Annotated in this window: 14 protein-coding genes; 7 read left to right on the top strand and 7 right to left on the bottom strand. The window is 58.3% G+C overall.

The features are described from left to right. Nucleotides 1-152: 152 nt before the first annotated feature. Both FNL14_RS09855 and FNL14_RS09850 read right to left on the bottom strand, forming a co-directional pair. On the bottom strand, nucleotides 153-1,859 hold the full coding sequence (locus FNL14_RS09855; protein ID WP_142059609.1) for a sulfite reductase flavoprotein subunit alpha: 1,707 nt from the start codon (nucleotides 1,857-1,859) through the stop codon (nucleotides 153-155). Then, a complete protein-coding gene (locus FNL14_RS09850; RefSeq protein WP_142059607.1) occupies nucleotides 1,856-3,223 on the bottom strand; it encodes an aldehyde dehydrogenase in 1,368 nt (455 codons plus the stop codon). The genes FNL14_RS09855 and FNL14_RS09850 overlap by 4 nt, the downstream gene beginning before the upstream one ends. A 224-nt stretch (nucleotides 3,224-3,447) precedes the next feature. Between FNL14_RS09850 and FNL14_RS09845 the strand changes: the two genes are divergently transcribed. The 5 genes from FNL14_RS09845 (at nucleotide 3,448) to FNL14_RS09825 (ending at nucleotide 11,098) form a co-directional block, all read left to right on the top strand. After that, nucleotides 3,448-5,130 carry an APC family permease gene (locus FNL14_RS09845; RefSeq protein WP_255470769.1) on the top strand — a complete coding sequence of 561 codons (1,683 nt, stop codon included), beginning with the start codon at nucleotides 3,448-3,450 and terminating at the stop codon, nucleotides 5,128-5,130. Nucleotides 5,131-5,336: 206 nt separating this feature from the next. Then, complete coding sequence (locus tag FNL14_RS09840; protein WP_255470768.1) at nucleotides 5,337-6,701, top strand: aspartate aminotransferase family protein; 1,365 nt, start codon at nucleotides 5,337-5,339, stop codon at nucleotides 6,699-6,701. A 150-nt stretch (nucleotides 6,702-6,851) separates the two neighbouring features. Continuing rightward, on the top strand, nucleotides 6,852-7,967 hold the full coding sequence (locus tag FNL14_RS09835) for a Zn-dependent alcohol dehydrogenase (protein ID WP_255470767.1): 1,116 nt from the start codon (nucleotides 6,852-6,854) through the stop codon (nucleotides 7,965-7,967). A gap of 207 nt (nucleotides 7,968-8,174) precedes the next feature. Continuing rightward, nucleotides 8,175-9,671, top strand: coding sequence for an aldehyde dehydrogenase (locus tag FNL14_RS09830; protein WP_142059605.1), 1,497 nt, complete (start codon nucleotides 8,175-8,177; stop codon nucleotides 9,669-9,671). A gap of 155 nt (nucleotides 9,672-9,826) precedes the next feature. Beyond that, entirely contained in the window at nucleotides 9,827-11,098 is a 1,272-nt protein-coding gene (locus FNL14_RS09825; RefSeq protein ID WP_142059603.1) for a M20 family metallopeptidase, read from the top strand. A 458-nt stretch (nucleotides 11,099-11,556) separates the two neighbouring features. Here FNL14_RS09825 and FNL14_RS09820 read toward each other — a convergent pair whose 3' ends face one another. The 5 genes from FNL14_RS09820 to FNL14_RS09800 all read right to left on the bottom strand — a co-directional run bounded on the left by FNL14_RS09820 (nucleotide 11,557) and on the right by FNL14_RS09800 (nucleotide 15,735). Beyond that, the gene (locus FNL14_RS09820) at nucleotides 11,557-11,991 is read right to left on the bottom strand and encodes a PAS domain-containing protein (protein WP_142059601.1); all 435 of its coding nucleotides are present in this window, start codon (nucleotides 11,989-11,991) and stop codon (nucleotides 11,557-11,559) included. 202 nt (nucleotides 11,992-12,193) lie between these two features. After that, complete coding sequence (locus FNL14_RS09815) at nucleotides 12,194-12,718, bottom strand: helix-turn-helix domain-containing protein (protein ID WP_220126159.1); 525 nt, start codon at nucleotides 12,716-12,718, stop codon at nucleotides 12,194-12,196. A gap of 232 nt (nucleotides 12,719-12,950) precedes the next feature. Beyond that, complete coding sequence (locus FNL14_RS09810; protein ID WP_255470766.1) at nucleotides 12,951-13,382, bottom strand: Rid family detoxifying hydrolase; 432 nt, start codon at nucleotides 13,380-13,382, stop codon at nucleotides 12,951-12,953. Nucleotides 13,383-13,408: 26 nt separating this feature from the next. Next, nucleotides 13,409-14,623, bottom strand: a complete 1,215-nt coding sequence (locus FNL14_RS09805) for a MalY/PatB family protein (RefSeq protein ID WP_142059597.1) — start codon at nucleotides 14,621-14,623, stop codon at nucleotides 13,409-13,411. Continuing rightward, a complete protein-coding gene (locus FNL14_RS09800) occupies nucleotides 14,620-15,735 on the bottom strand; it encodes a Xaa-Pro peptidase family protein (RefSeq protein ID WP_142059595.1) in 1,116 nt (371 codons plus the stop codon). The genes FNL14_RS09805 and FNL14_RS09800 overlap by 4 nt, the downstream gene beginning before the upstream one ends. Nucleotides 15,736-16,305: 570 nt before the next feature. Here FNL14_RS09800 and FNL14_RS09795 point away from each other — a divergent pair. Both FNL14_RS09795 and FNL14_RS09780 read left to right on the top strand, forming a co-directional pair. Then, complete coding sequence (locus FNL14_RS09795) at nucleotides 16,306-17,661, top strand: MFS transporter (RefSeq protein ID WP_142059593.1); 1,356 nt, start codon at nucleotides 16,306-16,308, stop codon at nucleotides 17,659-17,661. 1,372 nt (nucleotides 17,662-19,033) lie between these two features. Then, nucleotides 19,034-20,950, top strand: coding sequence for an SGNH/GDSL hydrolase family protein (locus FNL14_RS09780; RefSeq protein ID WP_181762589.1), 1,917 nt, complete (start codon nucleotides 19,034-19,036; stop codon nucleotides 20,948-20,950). Nucleotides 20,951-20,982: the final 32 nt, after the last annotated feature.

Raw genomic sequence — 20,982 nt, 5'->3', positions numbered from 1 at the left:
GGCGTATGTGCAAGGTGCACATCATGATTGCCGGCTACATGCATTCGGTAAGCCAGGTCACATTCCGGTGCGGTAGGCAGGCCAAGACTTTTCCGTGTTCTGCCCAGTACCCAGGACACGAAAGCCCGTGTGCTGGGCAGGTCGAGCGGGGCCTAGTAGACGTCCTTGACGTAACGTCCTTCGCTCTTCAGCGACTGCAGATAATCGTGCGCCTTTTCGGGGGTCATTGCGCCGTGGCTGCTGAGCACCGCCAGCAGGGCTTCGTCGATGTCAGGTGCTATTTGTTTGCCGCCGCACACATAGACCGAAGCTCCACCCGATAGCCAGGCAAAGATGTCTTCTCCTTCTTCCCGGATCCGGTCCTGGACATAGACCTTGCCCTGTTGATCCCGGGAGAAAGCCAGGCTGAGGCGGTTCAGCACGCCGTTGCTTTGCAGTTCTTCCATTTCCTCCTGATAAAGCCAGGAAGGCTTTTCATGGCGGTCCCCGAAGAACAGCCAGTTTCGTCCCCGGGCTTGTGAGACTTCACGGTCACGGAGGAAGCCACGGAACGGGGCAACTCCGACGCCTGGACCCACCATGATCACGTCAGCTGAGTTGTCGTGGGGCAGGTGGAACTCGTGCGCCGGCAGCGGGAAGACTTTTATAGTTGTCTTGGTCTGCGCAGCGGACTGAAGGAATCCGCTGCATGCACCCGAGTGCCGGCGGCCGGCGGTCTCGTATTGCACAGTGGAGACCGTCAAGTGGACGCGGTCGCCGTCAGCGAGGGGACTGGATGCAATGGAGTACGACCGATGCTGCAGGGGCCTCAGCATAGAGAGGAACTCGCCGGGATCGACATCCGATGTCCGGGTTTCCTGCAGCACGTCCAGCATGTCCCGTCCCCACAGCCAATCCTCCAGCGCATTGCGGTCACCGGACTCGACCAGGTTCCGCACGGGATGATCCGGTGCGAGATCTTCGACGAGCCAGGCCACGATGCCTAGATGGGGCAGCCGAAGCTCACAGTCGTTTTGAAGCGTCTCGCGTACATTCTTGCCGTCCTCACCGAACACCTCGCTGCCAGCGAGGCCAAGGAATCCGAGGAGGTCTTCCACGAGCTCGATGGAGTTGGTGGGGATTACGGCAAGTGAGTCACCTGGCCGGTAGTTGCGGCTGTCGCCGCTAACCTCAAGCTCATAGTGCCAGACCTCTTTTTCGGACTCGGGAGCGCTGAGGAGTCGGGCCTCGACGACGGTGGCAGTGTCAGGTTCCCGGCGTGTGCCCTTGGGCTGCTCCCCGAGGTTTGCTCCAGGAACAGTGGAGTCTTGCGGGCTGTTGTCCCGCTTCTTGGGAACAACTGTCTTGAAGGTCTCAAGCATGCCCCTGATCCACTTGCCTGACGTCAGGTCATAGTCGACATCGCAGTCGAGGCGGTCAAGGATCCTCTTGCCGCCGAGTTCGCCAAGGCGCTCGTCAAGATCGCTGCCGGCTTTGCAGAAGTCTTCGTACATGGAGTCGCCAATGGCAAGGACTGCGAAGGGAACGTCCTTGAAGAGGTCTGAACCGGCGCTTTGAAGCTGGTCCCAAAACGGTTGCGCATTGTCCGGCATGTGGCCGTTGTCGTGTGTGGCGGTAACGATCAACAGGCGGTCCTTGCGTGCCGCATCTTGCGGGGTCAGCATGTCCAGGCTCATAAGCTCGGCTGAGTAACCCTGGCCGTTTGCCTTGTCCACGATCTTGGACGCAAGAAACTCAGCATTCCCGGTCTGGCTGCCGTAGAGGACGCTGAGGGTCTGCACGGCGGTGTCTGTCTCACTGGATACTCCGGATGAGGTGCCTTGGTTGGTCCGAACCAGCTCCCCCGTGTCAGTTGTCATGGTTCTGTCCTCACAAAAACGGTCTTGAGTTCGGTGTATGCCTCGATGGCAGCCTGGCCCAGTCCGCGGCCAATGCCTGACTGTTTGAAGCCGCCATAAGGTGTCTGGATCCGAATGGATGAGTTTGAGTTGACCGACAGAGTCCCGGACTCAAGTGCCCGCGCCGTCCGCAGGGCCTGCCCGACATCGTTGGTCCAGATGGAGCCGCTCAGGCCGTAAATTGAGCTGTTGGCCAGCGCGATGGCTTCCTCTTCGGTGTCGAAGGGAATCACCGAGGCGATGGGGCCGAAAATTTCATCGGTTGCCACCCGGCTCTTGGGATCCGGGGCGATGACGATTCTGGGCGCCATCCAGAAGCCGGGGCCGTCCGGTGCTTCACCGGCGGTGACGACGTTGAGACCGTTTTCGAGGAAGCCGGAAACCGTGTCGCGGTGGGCAGCCGAGACCAGAGGTCCCAGGTTGCTCTTGTCGTCCAGCGGGTTACCGATTTTCAGTGCACGCGTGGTCTCGATGAATCCCTCAACGAACTCGTCGAAGATTCCCCGCTGCACAAGAAAGCGGCTGCGGGCACAGCAGTCCTGGCCCGTGTTGTCGAAGACCGACATCGGGGCTGCCTGCAGACACTTGGCGAGGTCAACGTCGTTGTAGACAATACTGGCGGACTTCCCGCCGAGCTCAAGAGAAACCCTTTTCATCGTCGTTGAAGCCGCCTGGACGATGGACCGGCCGACCTCGGTGGAACCAGTAAAACTTACCTTGCTAACATCCGGGTGTTCAGCGAGGGCATTGCCGATCCGGGCGCCCGAACCAGTGAGAACCTGAAGTGCGTCCCCGACGACGCCGAGTTCCTTCACGATCTCACCAAATCGAACAGTTGACAGGGGGGTAAGGGCCGCGGGTTTCACAATCACCGAATTACCGCTGGCCAGAGCCGGGGCGATACTCCAGGATGCGATAGGCAGAGGAAAGTTCCACGGGGCAATTACGGCCACAACACCCAGCGGCTCGCGGAAAGTCATGCTGATGCCGCCATCGACCGGAATGGTGTCCCCGAGGATCTTGTCCACCGTTCCGGCGTAGTACTTGAAGCATTCGGCGACCCCAAGAACTTCCTGTCGGGCCGCCGCCAATGGCTTACCAACGTCGGTGGATTCGAGCAAGGCCAGTTCGTCGCTGTGAGCGACGACAGCATCGGCAATAGCCCAGAGGGCATCACGGCGTTCAGCCAATGGCTTGCGGACCCAGGCGCGCTGGGCGGCCCCTGCGCGTTCGACCGCTGCATTCACGTCCGGCAGGTCGTAGGCGGGCACCTCGCCTATCTGCTCTTCTGTAGCGGGGTTGTAGACCGAAATAACGCTGCTCATATCGGGTGCTCCTTCAGGAGAAGTGGGGTTTGTCGAAAATTTCCTAGTCCCGTATGGAGTCTGGGAAGCTCCGTTAGTTTCGACAATGCCTGAGGAAACTGCGGCCAGCGAGTGCTGGGAGCACCACGATAAGTAGCTGTATGTGCGCGGTGCACATTCCAGAAACTCCTCGTTTATAGGATCGCGTCCATTGTTCTGCCAGCTGATAGCTGTGCATCAAGACCATGCGCAGGACGGATGTATGTGCAGGCTCAACACCGCAAACCCTGGGGCAACTCCTACGCTGTAATCCAACTCACAGTGACGTTCGGCAAGGGGGCCGGCCCGATTGTGGGTTCCGCGATGCTGTTCAATTCCGCCTTGTCGAAGGCATCGCGATGACACTCAGCTTCTACGTCCAGGAGGGACGAATGGCAACTAAAGATGTTAAATTTGAGCCGGTGGATGCGGGACCCAACGGAATCTTGACCCCGGACCGCTTGCTCAGCAGGGGCCTGGGAGTCCGGTCGATCGTGTTCATGGTTGTGGCGGGAGCTGCGCCCATGACAGCTGTCGTGGCTGGTTGGCCTGTTGTCGTTTCTGCATCGGGAAGCACGGGCGGTCCGCTGTTCTTCCTTATCGCGACCGCTATTCTGTTTGTGTTTGCCGTTGGTTTTACGAGGATGACGCCCTTTGTAAAAAATGCTGGAGCGTTCTATTCCTACATCCAAACGGGGCTGGGCCGGGGTGTTGGCATGGGGGCTGCCACTTTTGCGCTCGGAACATACTTGCTGCTGTTTCTTGCGCTGTGTTCATACCTGGGGTCAGCGGCCCAGACCACGGTTCACGATCTGGGCGGTCCGGATCTTCCCTGGTGGCTGTGCAGTCTGGTGCTGATGGCGACCTGCGGTGCTCTGGCATACCGGGACGTCGAGCTCTCCGCCAAGGTGCTGGGCGTGGTCCTGGTCCTCGAAACAGTCGTTCTGCTGGCAGTCAACATCGGGGTGGTTGTCCACGGCGGCGCGGAAGGTTTGAGTGGTGACTCGCTGTCCCCCGCGCGTTTGGGTGAAGGTGTCCCGCCTCTGGGCGTCATGTTTGCCTTCTTTTCATTCATCGGCTTTGAGGCCACCGCCGTCTTCCGGAACGAAGCACGTGACCCCGACCGCACTATCCCCCGGGCAACCTATATAGCCGTTATCGGCGTCGGGATCTTCTACACTTTCACTGCCTGGGCACTGCAGGCGGGAGTCGGAAGCAGCCAGATAGTCGAAGTCGCGACGAATGATCCCACCAGCATTGTGGTGGGGCTCGCGGGACAGTACGTGTCCCCGCTCCTTGCCACCCTGCTCCAGGTTTTCCTCATCACCAGCCTTTTCGCCTGCATCCTCACCTTCCAGAACGTACTGACCCGGTACCTCTTTACCCTTGGTACGCAAGGTGTTCTTCCGTCTGGACTTGGTGCAATCCACCCACGTCACCACGCTCCGTCCAGGGCAGCCTTGATCGTCTCGGTAGTTGCGATAGCACTGCTTGGTGTCGAGGCGATCATCGGGCTCGACCCGGTAACACAGGCCTACACCTGGTTCTCAGGCTCGGCCACATTGGGCATCGTTGTTCTGATGGCTCTCACGTCACTCGCGGTGATCGTGTTCTTCCGGAGGAATGCACACAACAAGAAGGTCTGGGGCACGTTGCTGGCGCCCGCGCTTGCCCTTCTCGGACTCGGGGGAATTGTCTTTCTGGTCCTTCAGAACTTCGGGCTTCTCGTTGGCGGCGACTTGGCGGCGGGAATACTGTTGACCCTCATGGCTGCACTCTTCCTGGGAGGCGTGACTACCGCGCTGGTTATGCGATCCAAGCGGCCGGCGACGTATGCCGCACTGATCCCGGCAGGTTCCAGCAGCGAAGAAAGTTCCGCAGGGACCTAAGAACAAAGACTCATATCCCTAGCCGCCGTCGCACGAGCCTTCTTGGGAACGACGGTAATAGTGGCCGGCTGCGCAAAGCGCGGCCGGCCACTAGCGCCTATGGACAAAAGGATCTTCCAGAGATTTCCCCACCCGTCACTGCAGATAAATGAGCTGCGAGAGCAGCTGCCGATCTTTAGGAGCTTCCCATTTCCGACAGCGCGTTGTTGAAACAACTCATCGACAAGAATTACCCGACCGTTGCCTACGGCGAAGGCGTCTTCCTGTATGACACGGAAGGGCGCCAGTACCTGGATGGTTCAAGCGGCGCCATGACTGCCAGCATTGGCCACGGCGTGGAGGAAATTGCTGAGGCGGTGAAAGAACAGTGCCGCCGCGTGGCTTTTACGTATAGAACCCAATTCACCAACCTGCCCGCTGAAGAACTTGCCCGCCGGCTCACCGACATTGCTCCCGGGGACCTCGATATGGCGTTTTTCGTCAATAGCGGGTCCGAAGCATCCGAATACGCCATCCGCACCGCAGTGAGCTACTGGCGCGAAAGGGGGCTCCCAAGCAAAGTCAAAATCCTTGGCAGGAGCGTCAGCTATCACGGCATGACAATGGGCGCCCTGTCGATGTCCGGGCATGCAGCACGCCGCCCCGACTACGGATCCTTGCTCCATGCGTTCTCCTTCGCCCCGCCGGCCTACGCCTACCGCTTCACCCGGCCAGGCGAGAGCGAAGAAGCGTACGCTGACCGGGCTGCGAAAGCCTTCGAAGACGCCATTCAGAACGAGGACCCAGGCACAGTCGCGGCAGTCATCGTCGAACCAATCGTAGGAGCCGCCGGCGGAGTCCTGACGCCGCCGGCCGGCTACTTCGCCCGGCTTCGCGACATTTGTGATCGGCTGGACGTGCTGCTGATCATCGATGAGGTCATCACGGGAATGGGGCGCACGGGCGAATGGTTCGCGAGTTCCTACGAGGACGTCGTGCCAGACCTTCTACTTCTCGGCAAAGGAATGAGTGCCGGCTACTCCCCTGTTGCTGGCGTCCTGCTCCGAAGCCACATCGCTAAGGCGCTCAGAGAGGGCAGCGGCGTCGCGCCGTTCGGCCACACCTTCTCCGGGAACCCCCTCGGAGCAGCAACCTGCCTGGCGGTCCTGGACTTCATGGAACGCGAGGATATCCTCGCGAACGTTCGACAGCGGGGGAAGCAGCTCGAAGAGGGTCTGCTCTCCCTGGCAACAAGCTACCGCTGCATGGCCGATGTCCGTGGGCGGGGCCTGCTCCGGGGCTTCGAGTTCGTTATGGACCAGGAAAGCAAGCAGGCACCCGATCCTGCGCTGGGAGCCGCTGGCCTATTCGTCGATGAATGCCTGGAACAAGGACTCATTGTCTATCCGGCCGGGATCACCCCGTTGAACAACGCCGTGATCCTGTCCCCGCCCCTGGTGATCACCGAAGAGGAGACACGGATATTGCTGGCGAAGCTGGAAAAAGCCCTCCGCACCATGGAACGCCACGTTAAGCGATGGGCCGCTGTAGGTGACAACCGGCATGGATCCCCAATTGGAACCGGAAGCTGACACTGATCCCGGCCGGTCCACACCGGCGCTGGTCAGCTTGCACATAGTGGTCGTAAAGGCTGTTCCGTCCACACACTTTTGAAACTCGAGCAGGGCTGAAGATGGTCGAAGCGACCCATCTGCAAGCACCTCAACAATCAAGGAAGCCAAGTGACTACACCGATTCTTGCCGCCGTGCTGGAAAAGCCCGGAGCCCCACTTCGGATCCGCGAACTGCTGCTGGATGACCCGGAGGACCATGAGGTCCTCATCCGGACTGAGCGAGTGGGCCTTTGCCACAGCGATCTGCACTATCTGAAGGGGTCACTGGATATCTCCCTACCGGTAGTCCTCGGACATGAAGTCGCAGGCATTGTCGAGCGCGTCGGCTCTGCAGTCACAAGAATCAAGACCGGTGACCGGGTCGTGGCAACAGTCACCCCCTCCTGTGGGGCATGCCGCAACTGCATAAGCGGGCGCCCGACCCAGTGCGAACGGGTCGACTCGATGCGTGAGCGGCCTCGACCCAGGCTCCTCTCACCTGACGGATCAAGCGTGGATTCGCTCGGCGGTATCGGCGCATTTGCAGAAGCTATCCTCGTGAAGGAGGCATCCGTTGCAGTGGTCGGCTCGGATCTGCCTCCCCAGGTGGCATGTCTTCTCGGTTGCTGCATCAGTACAGGAGTCGGCGCGGTTATTCACGGCGCAAAGGTAGGGCCAGAGGATACGGTTGCCGTAATCGGTTGCGGCGGTGTCGGAATAGCGGCCATTCAGGGTGCCAAGCTGGCTGGGGCACGACGAATCATCGCCATCGACGCCGTGCCGGCGAAGCTGGAGCTCGCCCGCAACTTCGGCGCCACGGACAGTGTTATCTCTTCACCCGACCCGACAGAAACACTCATCCAGGTCCGATCACTTCTCCCCCAAGGTGTTAGCCATGCAATCGAGGCGGTGGGCCGCAGCCAGACAGCGGAACTCGCCTTTTCGCTCCTAAGCCCGAACGGAACAGCCACCATCCTCGGTCTCATGCCCGCAGGGTCCGAACTGCGTATCCCCGCAGATGCGCTCGTCTACGGCGACCGACACCTGCAAGGCGCCTACATGGGCGCGAACAGGTTCCTCAGTGACGTCGACATGTTCACCGACCATTACCTGAACAACCGACTGGATCTCGATTCCATGGTTACTAAGGAACTGCCCTTCGAACGTATCAACGAGGGATTCGAAGCGATGGCGGAAGCGTCGACGATCCGAGTTGTGCTGAACATGACCAACAGGCAACCGTGATCCGGACAACTTTGAAGACCGTTCGGCAGCTGACTGTTACGCGGATCTCGATTTGATGTTGCGCCACAGCCAGCGCCGGAACGAAGGCTGCGCAACGTAGCGCCGCATATCCTCCCGAAACATAAACAGTCGAATGTCAGGGCTCAGCCCCTTCCGTCGCCGGTCATGAACGACAAAGACAACAACGAAACCAGAGGAGCACCTTAAATGGCTGCTGAAGCACTCGCACAACTGACCCATATCACCCCCCACCTTGTCGAGCAACGCTCCTTTGTCGATGGCGCCTGGCTGCAGCTCGACGAAAACGGCCGCTACCTTACCAACCCAAATACGGGCGAACCCCGGCAGCCGATGCGAAAGACCGGAAAGGCTGAAGTCGAGCGCGCACTCGCCGCAGCGGCGACACTGCACGAGTCCGGGAAACTTGAAGACATCAAACTCCGGGACCGCCTTGAACTCCTGACGAAGGTAGCCGCATCTCTCGATGCCCAGAGCGAAGAAATCGCGCTGCAAGACAGCATTAACACGGGAGTCCCTATCCGGACCACCCGCCTGATTGCCGGTGCCCTCGGGGACAGGGTCCGGGGAACCATCGCTGAAGCGGAGCAGCTTGGCGAGTCGGAGACCCTTGACGGCGGTGACCGGTCTGTGGTCATCCTGCGCAAGCCCCTCGGCCCGGCCCTCATCGTTGGCCCCTGGAATGCCCCAACCTTCACCGTGGTAGGCAAGGTGGCGGCAGCAATGGCGGCTGGGTGCCCAGTCATCCTCAAACCCTCCGAGAACGCCCCCGGCGGTTGCCAGCTCTTCGCCGAATCCATCGCCGCCGCCATGACCGAACTCGACTACCCAAGCGCCGCGTTTCAACTGGTTCACGGAAATTCGGAGACAGGATCACTGCTGACTTCGGATCCCCGCATCGAGGCTCTTTCATTCACCGGGGGCGATTCGGCAGGCCGCACGGTCGCGAAGGCTGCGGCGTCCAATTTGGCTGTCATGCAGATGGAGCTCGGATCCAACAATCCCGTGATCATTCTGGATGATGCCGATGTCAGCTCGGCGGCACAGTCCATTGTGCAGGGCATGACCCGTCTCAATGGCCAGTGGTGCGAGGCACCCGGCAAGGTACTGGTTGACGGGTCGATTCACGACCGTTTCGTTGAAGCTATGAAGTCCGAACTCAATAAGCTTCGGGTCGGAAATGCCTTGGACGAGACAACGCAAGTGGGTCCCCTGGCGTTTGAGCGGCAGCGTGATGGTTTGAAAGCCTCAGTGAATCGACTCCTCGAACTGGGGGGAACGCTGGTCACTGGCGGCGACCTACCGGATCTTGACGGCTGGTTCCTGGCACCGGGGATGATCGTCGGATGTCCCGCCGGAGCCGCCACCGAAGAACTCTTCGGGCCACTGGTCACGGTACATCCCGTGCGTTCCGTTGAAGAGGCACTTAGCCATGCAAACGGACCAGCAACCGGTCTTGATGCCTACGTGTTCGGCGGTGACGAAACACGGGCCATCGACGTGGCATCCCGTATTCGTGCCGGTGAGGTCCGCATCAACGGTACGTTCATGAGCGACCTGGCCAGCAATTCGCGCCAGAGTTTCTGGGGTACCAGCGGTATCGGAGGCCACGGTCCCCAGTACGGCGTGCGCTTCTTTACCGGCGACCGCGTGGTTGGCGTCGACAGGACGGATCTCCCGCTCTAGGCGCCGTATCCGATCCCACCAAAGCGTAAGCGAGGCCCTGCGAGGCCTGCGACAGAGATTCCAGGAAAGGACGCGCAGCTCAGACGCGAGCTCCGCGTCCTCTCGGGAAAGCAGCAGGCCAGGACCTTGGCAACATGAGACGAGAAAGCCCTTCAATGACAGATACTTCAACGACAAATACGGGGCGGCTTTCAACGCTGAGCTTCCTGGAGGGCGCCATGGCGGCGATCCCGGCCTTTGGAAGCGACCTGGTCGATTTCCGTAGGGAAATGCACGCCGATCCTGAAGTCGGCCTGTATCTGCCCCGCACCCAGGCCAGGGTCCTTGAGGCACTCAAAGGACTCGACCTCGAAATAAGCCTGGGAAAAGCAGCCTCGTCCGTGGTTGCTGTACTACGCGGCGGGGCCACCCAGGCCCCCGTGGGGAGCCGTCCTACTGTACTGCTTAGAGGGGACATGGATGCCCTTCCTGTGGCAGAAAAAACGGGTATACCCTTTGCCTCAACCAATGGCGCAATGCATGCCTGCGGTCATGACCTGCATACAGCGGGCCTGATTGGTGCCGCCCGTTTGCTCTCGTCCGTATGTGACAACCTGACCGGCGACGTCATCTTCATGTTCCAACCGGGGGAGGAAGGACATGACGGGGCCCGCATCATGATGGAGGAAGGCGTTCTTAACGCAGCCGGCAGGCGACCGGATGCTGCCTACGCCCTGCATGTCGTTTCGGACATGCCGTCAGGCGTGTTCACGACCCGAGCCGGCTCCTACATGGCAGCCTTCGGAGACCTGTCCGTCAAGGTTATCGGGCGTGGTGGGCACGGTTCGCGCCCCTTCCAGGCTCTGGATCCCATACAGGTAGCTGCTGAAATGCTTGGCGCGCTACAGACGTACATTACCCGTCGATTCAACGTTTTTGATCCCGTGGTTCTGTCCGTGGGCCAATTCCATGGCGGTTCCGCCTCTAATGTCATACCTGATTCGGCGGAATTCAGGGCCAGCGTCAGGTCTTTCAGCCCCGGCGTCGAAGCACGGCTCGGACAGGAGTTGCCGGATCTTATCCGGCAACTGGCGACCGCTCATCAACTGACAGCCGACGCAATGTTCACTCCAGTTATGCCGGCCACCGTCAATCACGACAGTGACGCCGAACTCTGGGGCAGGACCGCACGGACGTTCTTCGGAGAGCACCGCTTCGTGCCCAGCCCGTCCCCCAGGACCGGCTCCGACGATTTCTCGCGTGTCCTCGTGGAGGTACCGGGAGCGTACGGGCACCTCGGAGCTGGGTCTCCAGATATCGGCCCCATGGAGTGGGCTCCCATGCATTCGCCCAGGGCAGTGTTTGACGACAGTATCCTCGTCGATCAGGCACAATTTATGGCTGGCGTGGCGCTTGGAAGGCTCCACGAGTTGGAGGTCCTGGGGTAGCTTGGAGGGCTTCCGGAGCGTCCACACCTCCTTTGAAGCAGTGGACCTAGCAGTACCGGTCTCGACGCGCCGAATGGATGGCCCTTCAACCACTATCAGGTTGCCGTACACCCAACCAAAGTTGCCACACGGTCCCGTGCCTTGTCCTTCGAACAAACCCCAATTGATCGACGTTTGAACGAGTTGTCAGGCCTGCCTGCCCGCCCACAGCCGGGGACAATTCTCGTCGTTTATCCACCGCTACTGCGACCAGGGAGCTACCCCAACAGCTCCAATTTCCAGCCGTGAAAACTCGAATTGACCCCAGCCATGGACGGATCAGAATCGCCACCAGTTCCGGGCCGCGGGATTAGCATGCATGGCTTTTGGCCGGGCGATGCAGGTTGACGGAATCTCCATTATCAGCCAGTTTGAAATAGTCGGGGGAATGTCCCGAAAAGGGGCTGTTTCCTGCCCCGTCAGTTACGGAGTTCCTGCGCGGTCACGTCCTCGGCCCCGTGGATAATACAGGTAACCTCTCCATTTCCATCGAAGACCGGCGCGTTAAGGGGCTGCCAATAGCGCTCTTCGTAAGATCCGTCAGGGAGTTCCATGTCGTACCGTTGGACCGGAAGAATATCGGCTTCGCGCGTTGCGACTACGCGCTCGATGGATTCGCGGAGGACAGTGGTCCCGTTGGCGGTCGGGTCGTTAGGGTTGTCGGGGAAGACGAGTAGGATGTCCCGGCCCAGGACAGCGTTACGCTGCTTTCTCGTGGCAGCGAGAAAGCTGTCCGTTGCGGCAACTACTCTCCTTTGTGGATCGACGACGATGTACTGATTTGGAAGGCTTTCGAATATTAGTCGAAAGTCCGGGCTGTTCCGACTGTCGGCTTGGGTGATTGGTTCGGTCATGCGGCACCTCTCTGATGTTGATGAACGCGGCTCATTTGGGGCCGCGTAATTGTTTATGTGCGGGCACCAAGGATCGTGGGGATGTGGCTTTGCTCCCCCGGATTCCAATGACGTTGTTATCCAGCCTGGTAAGAGACCCAGGCTCAGGTACCTCCGCCAGCGCGGCGGATTTTGTGACTTCTCTTGGCCTTTGCTGTGAGGCCTAGCGACCGACTGCAGGCACTAGGACCCAAATAACCTCCGCACCTTGATTCTCATCAGGGTTGCGGTATGAATGCGGTTCTCGTCCGGCAAACGTGATGGCCTGGCCCGCCGTCAGTTTCACTTTCCTGTTCGAAAATAGAATCTCGACTTTTCCGTTAAGGACGTAGGCAGTCTGGGTATCACAAAACGTGGGGTACAGTTCATCACCCGGTGAGGCTCCGGGCTCCAATTCCGTGTGAGTGACTGTAACGCTTTTTGTTGTACTGGGGGTTAAAAGACTGTGGTTGATGCCCTGTTTCGACGAAGTCCCTACAACGATCTGTCCCTTGGAAACGATCTCCGTTACCTCTTCGGAGAGCAAGTCGGAGGCTTCAATCCTGAGTGTGTGACAAAGGACCATCAGTGTTGAGACGGTCGGTGACACGGCGTCACGTTCAAGACGGGATAGATACCCCTTTGATAGCCCGGCTGCATCGGCAACCTGCTGCATGGTCAGACCTTGAGCAATGCGAACTGCCTTCAAGCGGGGTCCGATTGAGAATGACTCACTGACGCCGTCAACGGCGGTAGATCGGGTGTTCAATGTGAACCTTTCATCTCAGACCCGCGCTGGCCTGCGTCACAAGCGTGTGTCGTTCTTCCTCCAGAGGAGCTGATGCCTGACCCGGCATCCTGTAGGTGGACACGTTTCCTTGAGCATCATCCAAAACACCAAATTGTAACAAGGTGTCACGCCTAGAGTGGCCGGCTTGTTCTCAGATGTCTTTTTTCAGGTCGCTCACGGCTGCGACGACTTCGATCTCTACGAGGGCCTGGGAATCTGGGAGTGAACTGACAGCCACGCAGGAACGTGAGGGCAAGATCGTCCCGAAATACGAAGCATAGACATTGTTCACCGCGGCGAAATCTTCAATACGCCGCAGGAAGACCGTTGCCTTGAGGACGTTCTGCAGACTGGCCCCCGCCGCATCGAGAATTGCGGACAGGTTTGCTATGACCTGATGTGTCTGTGCCTTGGCGTCACCCGGTTCGACGACCTCACCCGTCGATGGATCAATAGGCAATTGACCGCTGACGTAGAGAATCCCTGCGTGGTAGGTACTCTGCGAGTAGGGGCCAGCCGCTTGCGGTGCGGCCGACGTTGACAAACGGTTGATGGCGTCTAGTACTGGTGTAGGGGCTTTCACATAGTCCTCCTGTATCTGAGGTGACTTCACTTGTTCACCTGGTCGGTCCGGCAGTGCTGGAAACCTTCGGAAATAGCGGTGATGATTTCTTCCAGGACCGGGTAAGGAGTGGCGAAGTTGAGACGTACAAAACCACGTCCGGGAGATCCAAAGTCAGCCCCTTCCATGAGTGCCACCCTTGCTCTCTGGCTGATGTGCATTGCGGGGCGATCCGTCCACTCTGTTTGACGGAAGTCGATCCAAGCGAGGTAACTTGCGTCAGGAATGCGGTATCTGACCCCAGGCAGAGAACCGCGAATCAGGTCCGCGAGCTGCCGTCGGTTCTCATCGAGGTAGATCAACAGGTATTGCAACCATGATCTCCCAGCGCTATAGGCCGCCGTCGTCGCCCAAAGACCGGGTGTGCTGGCACTGTGTGAGAGTAAGGCGTTGAGTCTTTGGGCCGTCGCCCGGTCGCGTTCGGCTACGACAACGTGGGCAGCATTGACTCCGCCTATGTTCCAGCCTTTGGTCGCCGAAACACCAGTCATTGCATGGCCAGCGGCTGCGTCGGTAACGGACGCATAAGGGACGTGCCGCTGATCTTCTCCCGTGGCCGATTTGGAGTACGTCAGGGGCCCATGGATCTCATCGCTGAAAACACGCCCCCCATGGGCTTCCACGATGTTCGAGAGGCTCGTCAGTTCAGCCCTTGTAAAGACAGTTCCCGTCGGGTTGTGCGGGTTGCAAAGAATCAGTGTTCCGGCACCCCTGGCGAAAGCCCGCTCAATATCATCCAAGTCAAGGCACCATCGACCATCCACACATTGCATGGGACTCTCAATAACGTTCCAGCCCAGCTCGGTCGGAACCTGCATAAAGGGTGGGTAGGAAGGAGTCGGGACGATGACGTCTTTTTTCGCTCCTGCGAAGAAGAGAAAATATGCTTCAAGGGCGTGGACGAGGCCACCGATGGTGACCACATCCTGTCGGTCCACAGTCCAGCTGTACTGATCCAGCAACCATTGCCTTGATGCCTCAGCTGCAGTTTCGATCGCAGCCTGGTGGGGGTAGCCCAAGTCGCCTCTGTCGACCGCGGACCGAAGAGCGGAAACGACCTCTTGTGCCGGCGCGAAGTCCATTTCCGCGACGGCTGCGCCGAAACGGTCGGACCCGAGTGTCCATTTCGCGCGCCCCATCTCCCGGAGTGCTTCGGAATCATAGGCTTCGAACAAGTCCCGCGGGCTGCCCAACAAGCTCATTTGATGAAAAGTTCACGATCGAAGTGGGTTAGGACCTCGCAGCCATCTTCGGTGACCGCAATGGTTTCCGAAATGTTGAGCCCGTTGGCAGAGATGTAGGCGTGGAAGGTCATGCCGGCTTCGAAACAGAAATCGGCATTGTGCGTCACTTCAAGCTTTTCGTACGTATTGGGCCATAGGATCATCCCAATGCCATAGAAGGTCTTGTTGGGGTACCGCTCGACCCACTTGGTCCCCAGAACACCGTCGCGGACAATCCGGTCCGGCACGGAACAGTGGACGCCAGCCTTAACGGTGGCCAAGGCCTCATCTTGAACTTCCACAAAACGGCGGAACGTGTCGACCATCCTCTTTTCCGGTTCTCCGATCACGAGGGTCCTCATAGAACGGGCGTGATAGTTTTTCTTGTGCGCCGTCATCTCCAAGAAGACGAGATCCCGGTCCGTTAGAACCCGGTCGCTGTACCAGTTATGGATGTGATGGGCCCGATCTCCTGAGGCGATTGGACCGGGATCGCTGAAGTCGCTGCCTCCACGAACAGCTGCGGTTGAGGTCGCGATTGCGATATCACGCTCCGTGCCCCCTGCCCGTGCCGCCTCAATGCCTGCGGCGTGCATCAGACCCACGACCTGGCCAGCTTCCCTGAGGTATCCCAGTTCTGCATGCGACTTTATGAACCTCAACGAGTCAAGTTCCTCCCCGAGATTAACGAACTCGATCCCGTTGGTGCCAAGCACCGAATGAATGAGCGAGAACGGGGCTCGCCATGAACCGCCGTCGAAGCCAACGCGGCCGGCTACCGATGCCTCCGATAGTGCCCGCCGCACAACCTCCGCAGCCGTTTCGCCGTCATACCAGAGCAGGTAGTTGTCCGCCCAGGCGCCTGTCGTCCGGAAATGGTGTTCCTCGGCTTTACGGAGCACCGTGAGCGGGGTGCCGGAAGACCCGATAAGCGCAAACTGGAACGAAGTACTGTAGCCCTGGGTGTAGAAACCGGTCAGATACGTGACCATCTCGGGCTCGAACACCATGAGGTAGTCCAACTCCCGATCCGCCATGTACTTTCGCGCTTTATCCACGCGCGTCATGTATTCAGCGCTTGCAAACCACATGTGAACTCCTCAACTTGGCCAACGTGGCCCTTAGAACTTTTCGTTTACAGCAGAAGCACCCACGAGCGCTTCCGGTTTCACCAGCAGTCCTCGATGGAACCGTGCAGCTGCTGACATGCGACGTTGCGCGTCCAGCAGCCTGCGACAAGCAATATCGCGAGCTCGAGCCGCCCGGACTGGCGATGAAACATATGTTTCATGGAAACCTAAAAATAGAGCACTGTCAAGATCGCTGTTGGTAGTGAGAAAGCTTCGCAGCTGGTTTGCGACTTCGCGCGGATTAGCCCACTAAAATCCCTGTTCTCGTCCTGAAACGCTGATCTTTCTTTCTGAAGACCTGACTTCACCATGAAATTCTTCTTGACAGGGGGCAACGTGACCTGTTTCATATAAGCAACACAAGTTGTCCAAATGAGTCATCCCGCGCTCCTTAGGCGCGGGGTTAAACAGGGCAACCGGTGCTACGGCTGAAAGAGCCTGCACTCTCCCGGCGGTACAGGTATTCCAGACGACGAAGTCCGGATGTATAAGACAGATAGATCTCCTTGGAGATCGACGTTAGGAAGTCAGATGTCCACTAATGAACAGGCCAGTTCGGTGCGGCGCGGGGTCACGGCCGCCGCGCTGGGCAACATCATCGAATGGTTCGATTACGGGGTCTACAGCTTTGCAGCTGTAACCATCGGAACCCACTTTTTTGCCACGACGGACCCGGCAACGGCCGCCACGTCCTCGTTTGCCGTTTTCGCGCTTTCGTTCCTTGTGCGCCCCATTGGCGGTGTTGTCATCGGCGTCCTAGGAGACCGCCGCGGTCGTCGTGACATGCTAATGCTCACGGTTGGACTGATGACCGCGGCAACCGTAGCCATCGGGTTGCTGCCCACATACGCCCAGATAGGGTTCCTGGCACCAGCGCTTCTCACACTGGCGCGCCTCGTTCAAGGATTCTCCGCCGGCGGGGAGTACGGCGGCGCCAATACGTTCATGGCTGAGGTTTCGCCGGCCGGACGTCGGGGATTCTTCGCCAGCATTCTCGAAACAGGGGTTCTCATTGGATATTTGGGTGGTGCCGGAGTAGTGGTGGGCCTCATGTCAGCTCTGCCAGAAGAAGCCTGGCAGGACTGGGGGTGGCGTATCCCCTTCATCGCCTCATTGCCACTGGGAATCTTGGCTTTGCTCCTCCGCAGGCATCTGGAAGACACTCCGGTGTTTGAGAAGATGAAGGCGGCAGCTGAGCTCACCCGATCGCCGCTCTTTGATACCTTCCGCCGCGCCCCCCTCCCCTTGCTTGTCACCTTCCTGATCGTGGCCTACGCGAACGGGGCGTACTACCTGATCCTGACATTCCTTCCCTCCTACGCACAGACCGAACTCGGTCTGTCGGCCAATCTATCTTTGACGCTCAGTATTGTGGTGATGCTCGCACTTCTTTTGACGATCCCATTGTTTGGCCGCCTCGGAGACAGGATTGGACGGACCAAGCTCATCACCGCGTCTGTGATCGCCCACTTCGTCCTAGCCATCCCCGCTGTCTTGCTCCTGACATCCGGAAACGTGGTGGCCGTTTTCGCTGCCACGCTGATTCTTGGAGTAGCGATTGCACCACTGGCATCACAATATGCCGCCGCCCTTACAGTTCTATTCCCTCGGTCAATCCGATACACCGGATTCACGTTGTCATTCAACGTTGCGACTGCGATCTTCGGCGGATCGGCACCCTTCATCGTCGGGAGCCTGCTGTCAGCGACAGGTAATCAGCTCGTCATTGCATTCTTCCTGATGGGCACAGCCATTCTGGCGGGCATCGGCATTAGGCTCCTGCCTGAAACAATGCACATGAGCGCAGACCATGACGAGAGCATGGGCGGATCTGGAATCACACGGTCCGCGGAAGCGAAGGCTTTGGCTGCTGACGGAGGACGGTAATGCTCAACTGACGGTGGCTTGGCTATTCACCGACCGGATGGAACAGCCCACGCCCCCAGACATAGCTCCGCCGTATCTTCTGGGCGCCAGGGGTTAGTTTGAAGCCACTCGCTTCGAGCAAGCCCTTGGCGTTCTTGGCCAGCCGTAGATCCTGCCGTAGGAGCCATCGCTGACGGTCCAGGACGTTCTTTTGCAGCAGTGACCTCAATTCCTTGTAGGACAAGCCTCCCCAGAACCTAACCAGATCTGTGGGTTAGGGGGCGGATTACGATTTCTGACGACTCGATTGCTTGAGGGATACCGGCCCCGGGGGACTAGCGGAGCGATAATTACGACCGGCGGCGCCGGTCAACCAAGCCAAAGGAGGAGGACTTTTGTTCCACCCTGAGCATCTCTTGATTTCGAACGTTGAGCTCCCAGTGATGGGCATCAACCTGAGCCAGAGACCAACACTTCAGCTTTCCCTCGAGGTTACTGTGAGGCGGCCCCAAAACAGGGACGAAAAACTAAACCGTGCAGTCAGCAACCTGATACCCGTCGCTTTGGAACGCAGGCAAGGAATCCTCGTAATTCAACGTGATTACGGCGAGTACACCGTTCGAGTCGACCCCGAAGTTCCTTGCGGCACAACTCTCGAATCCCGTCGTCCCGACTCCGCACGGCAACAACAAAAGCCCACCCTCGATCCCACACACTTTCAGGCCAGAGAACCTGGGGCTGTATACCCTGTTCTATGAGATACACCCTAACCTGACGTCAAGCACCGGAATAAAATGCGTCTGAATAGGGTCCAAAATCGGAATCAACTGACACCAGGGGCGAACGTCTAGACCCTAACCTGATAGTTTCGATCGTTTGTCGGAACCCGGACCATCAGATCTCACGTTATCGATTACTTCGGAATAGCCATCAGCCGGTCATCCGCTCACGCCCCCGGTCGCGTGAACAGCTGTGGTCGGCGAACACGATCAACCAGTCACGCAGTCCGGCTGCTGCGCGTATCCGTACTGCTGCCCAACAATTCGGTTACCTTCTTGGCAAGTATCAATGAACGATTGCTTCCCCTCAGTGCAGCGGCCGAAACCCTAGTCCAAGAAGTTAGGTAGCCCCTAACGTGCCGACATGCCGGACGTACTGGATATGCTTCCACAATCGTGCTGGGCAAGTCCCGGTGGCATCTGGGCGGCCATTCCTGCAGGCTGCAGTCAGGGAACTCTCCCGAGCTTGCGGACGGTAGCTTCGGCTGGTAGGCCATGGCAACGTCCAAGATCCTAAAGCGCCACCTACTTTCGGGAGATACAGGGCCATGCTCAGTAATACGGACAACGTACGGATTGGCCCGCCAATCCCATTTGCAGGACGGCTTCGTGTCGTGTCAGCGACGACCATAGTTTTGCTGTTAGCGGCCTTCTTGGCATTTACCAATTCCTTGCCTGCGAAGGCCGCCCCTGACGAAGTCTTGATCCTCGGAAGCACAGTCTCGGGGGGAACCGGGAGTATCGAGGCCAGCGAGGTTACGGCCAAGGGGCTAGTGCCGGTGATTGTTGACGACGTCACTTGGCAAACAATGAATCAAGCTCAATTTTCGGCCTACCGCGCCATAGTGTTAGGGGATGCTACCTGTTCTGAAAATGCCCCAGGTGCAGCCCAAAGTTCAGTTGACAAGTGGGGCCCTGCCCTAAACGGCAACGTTTTAATTGCGGGCACAGATCCCGTTTACCACGCGTCTAAAGGTGGAGATACTCTCACGCGCCGAGCGATTGACTTTGCTGTAGATCAAAGTGGCAAGACGGGAGCCTATATCGCCCTGAGCTGCTACTACGAAACCGCCGGGGCCCATACGCCAGTTCCACTGCTCGATGCCTTAAGGCCTGGAGGGTTCACAGTAACGGGTGCCAACTGCTACGACTCGAGCCATATAGTTGCCACTCATCCAGCCCTCACCGGATTGACGGACGCTGATCTCTCCAATTGGAGTTGTTCAGTTCATGAAGCCTTCGATACTTGGCCAGCTGACTTCACAGTTCTTACAATCGCCAAGGACTTGGGCGCCGCCTACACTGCTAGCGATGGCACCATCGGAACGCCTTATATCCTTGCCCGTGGATCCGGACTCAGGAGCTTCCCGTTGTCGCTCGACCCCGCCTCCCAGACCCACGGTCTCTTCGCGACTGCCACCATTACCGCGCAACTGCTGGATGGGTCCACTAGTGCACCTGTAGCAGGAATGCGCCTCGTGGGAAGAATTTCGACTGGACCTAACATGGGAACGGCGTTGACGTGTGGCAGTTGCTCTACAGACAGCGCGGGTCACGTGGCTTTCAGTTACATCGGCAATAGCCCGGGAACGGATAGCATCCAGGTTTGGATCGACTCAAACTCCGACGGCGCCCCCTCTGCTGGTGAACCTCAAGCGACTGCCGCGGCTAATTGGACGACGATACCGGTTCTAGCCAACACCTACGTTGCTCTAGGAGACTCATTTTCCAGTGGAGAAGGCGCCCCAGAGGCTGGAAAGTTTATCGTGGGTTCTGATACAAGTACCGACAAGTGCCACCGTTCAGTAAATGCATACAGTTACGTGGACAAGACATTGCCTGGCATGCCGTCAAACTACGAGTTTCATGCTTGTAGCGGAGCAATTGTCAGAGATTTCTTCACGCCATTCCCGACAAACCACACGAATAGGCTAGGTCAACCAGAGAATCCAGATGAGTCCCATGCGCAGTTGGACTGGGTGGGCAGCACCAGCAGACTCATCTCCCTGACTATCGGCGGAAATGACGCCGGGTTTGCAAGCGTGTTGAGCGACTGCATCTGGCCCAGCAAAAAATCCTGCAAAGAAAAATATGCTGCTCAAGTTGACCAGAAGATAGACACGTTGGCAGGAGTTGCCGGTGGCCCGGACACAGTGAAGGCACTCTTTAGCGCACTACGAGAAAAAGCCTCAATTTCTAATGCAAAAGTTGTTGTCTTGGGCTACCCCCGATTTTTCCCTCAGGATACCAAAGCCGCTTGCAAGCTCGGTGTTAACTATAAAGTCTTCTCGGCGGAGGACCTTAACTGGATTAACTCTGAGATCTGGAAATTAGATGTGCTTCTAAATCTCCGGGCTATTGAGGCCGGATTCCAATATGTTAACGTCTACGATGCGTTTAGAGGGCACGAGTTATGTACCAAAAACCCTTATATGAACACGCTCGTCGTTCCTGATGTGAACCAGAGTTTTCACCCTAATAAGCAGGGGCAGGCAGCGCTAGCAGCTACTTTGAAAAAATACCTTCCGTAGCCCCGCATATTTCCTTCAATGAATGAGTAGAC

This window comes from Pseudarthrobacter sp. B4EP4b (assembly GCF_006680095.1).
GTDB lineage: Bacteria > Actinomycetota > Actinomycetes > Actinomycetales > Micrococcaceae > Arthrobacter.
Note: the sequence above shows the minus strand (reverse complement) of the source record. Positions and strands in the feature narration are given on the sequence as shown.

Excerpts from the sequence above, each read along its gene's own strand:
- FNL14_RS09820 (WP_142059601.1), bottom strand. The coding sequence starts at position 11,991 with ATGACCGAACCAATCACCCAAGCCGACAGTCGGAACAGCCCGGACTTT.
- FNL14_RS09855 (WP_142059609.1), bottom strand. The coding sequence starts at position 1,859 with ATGACAACTGACACGGGGGAGCTGGTTCGGACCAACCAAGGCACCTCA.
- FNL14_RS09800 (WP_142059595.1), bottom strand. The coding sequence starts at position 15,735 with ATGTGGTTTGCAAGCGCTGAATACATGACGCGCGTGGATAAAGCGCGA.
- FNL14_RS09850 (WP_142059607.1), bottom strand. The coding sequence starts at position 3,223 with ATGAGCAGCGTTATTTCGGTCTACAACCCCGCTACAGAAGAGCAGATA.
- FNL14_RS09830 (WP_142059605.1), top strand. The coding sequence starts at position 8,175 with ATGGCTGCTGAAGCACTCGCACAACTGACCCATATCACCCCCCACCTT.
- FNL14_RS09825 (WP_142059603.1), top strand. The coding sequence starts at position 9,827 with ATGACAGATACTTCAACGACAAATACGGGGCGGCTTTCAACGCTGAGC.
- FNL14_RS09845 (WP_255470769.1), top strand. The coding sequence starts at position 3,448 with ATGCGCAGGACGGATGTATGTGCAGGCTCAACACCGCAAACCCTGGGG.
- FNL14_RS09805 (WP_142059597.1), bottom strand. The coding sequence starts at position 14,623 with ATGAGCTTGTTGGGCAGCCCGCGGGACTTGTTCGAAGCCTATGATTCC.
- FNL14_RS09795 (WP_142059593.1), top strand. The coding sequence starts at position 16,306 with ATGTCCACTAATGAACAGGCCAGTTCGGTGCGGCGCGGGGTCACGGCC.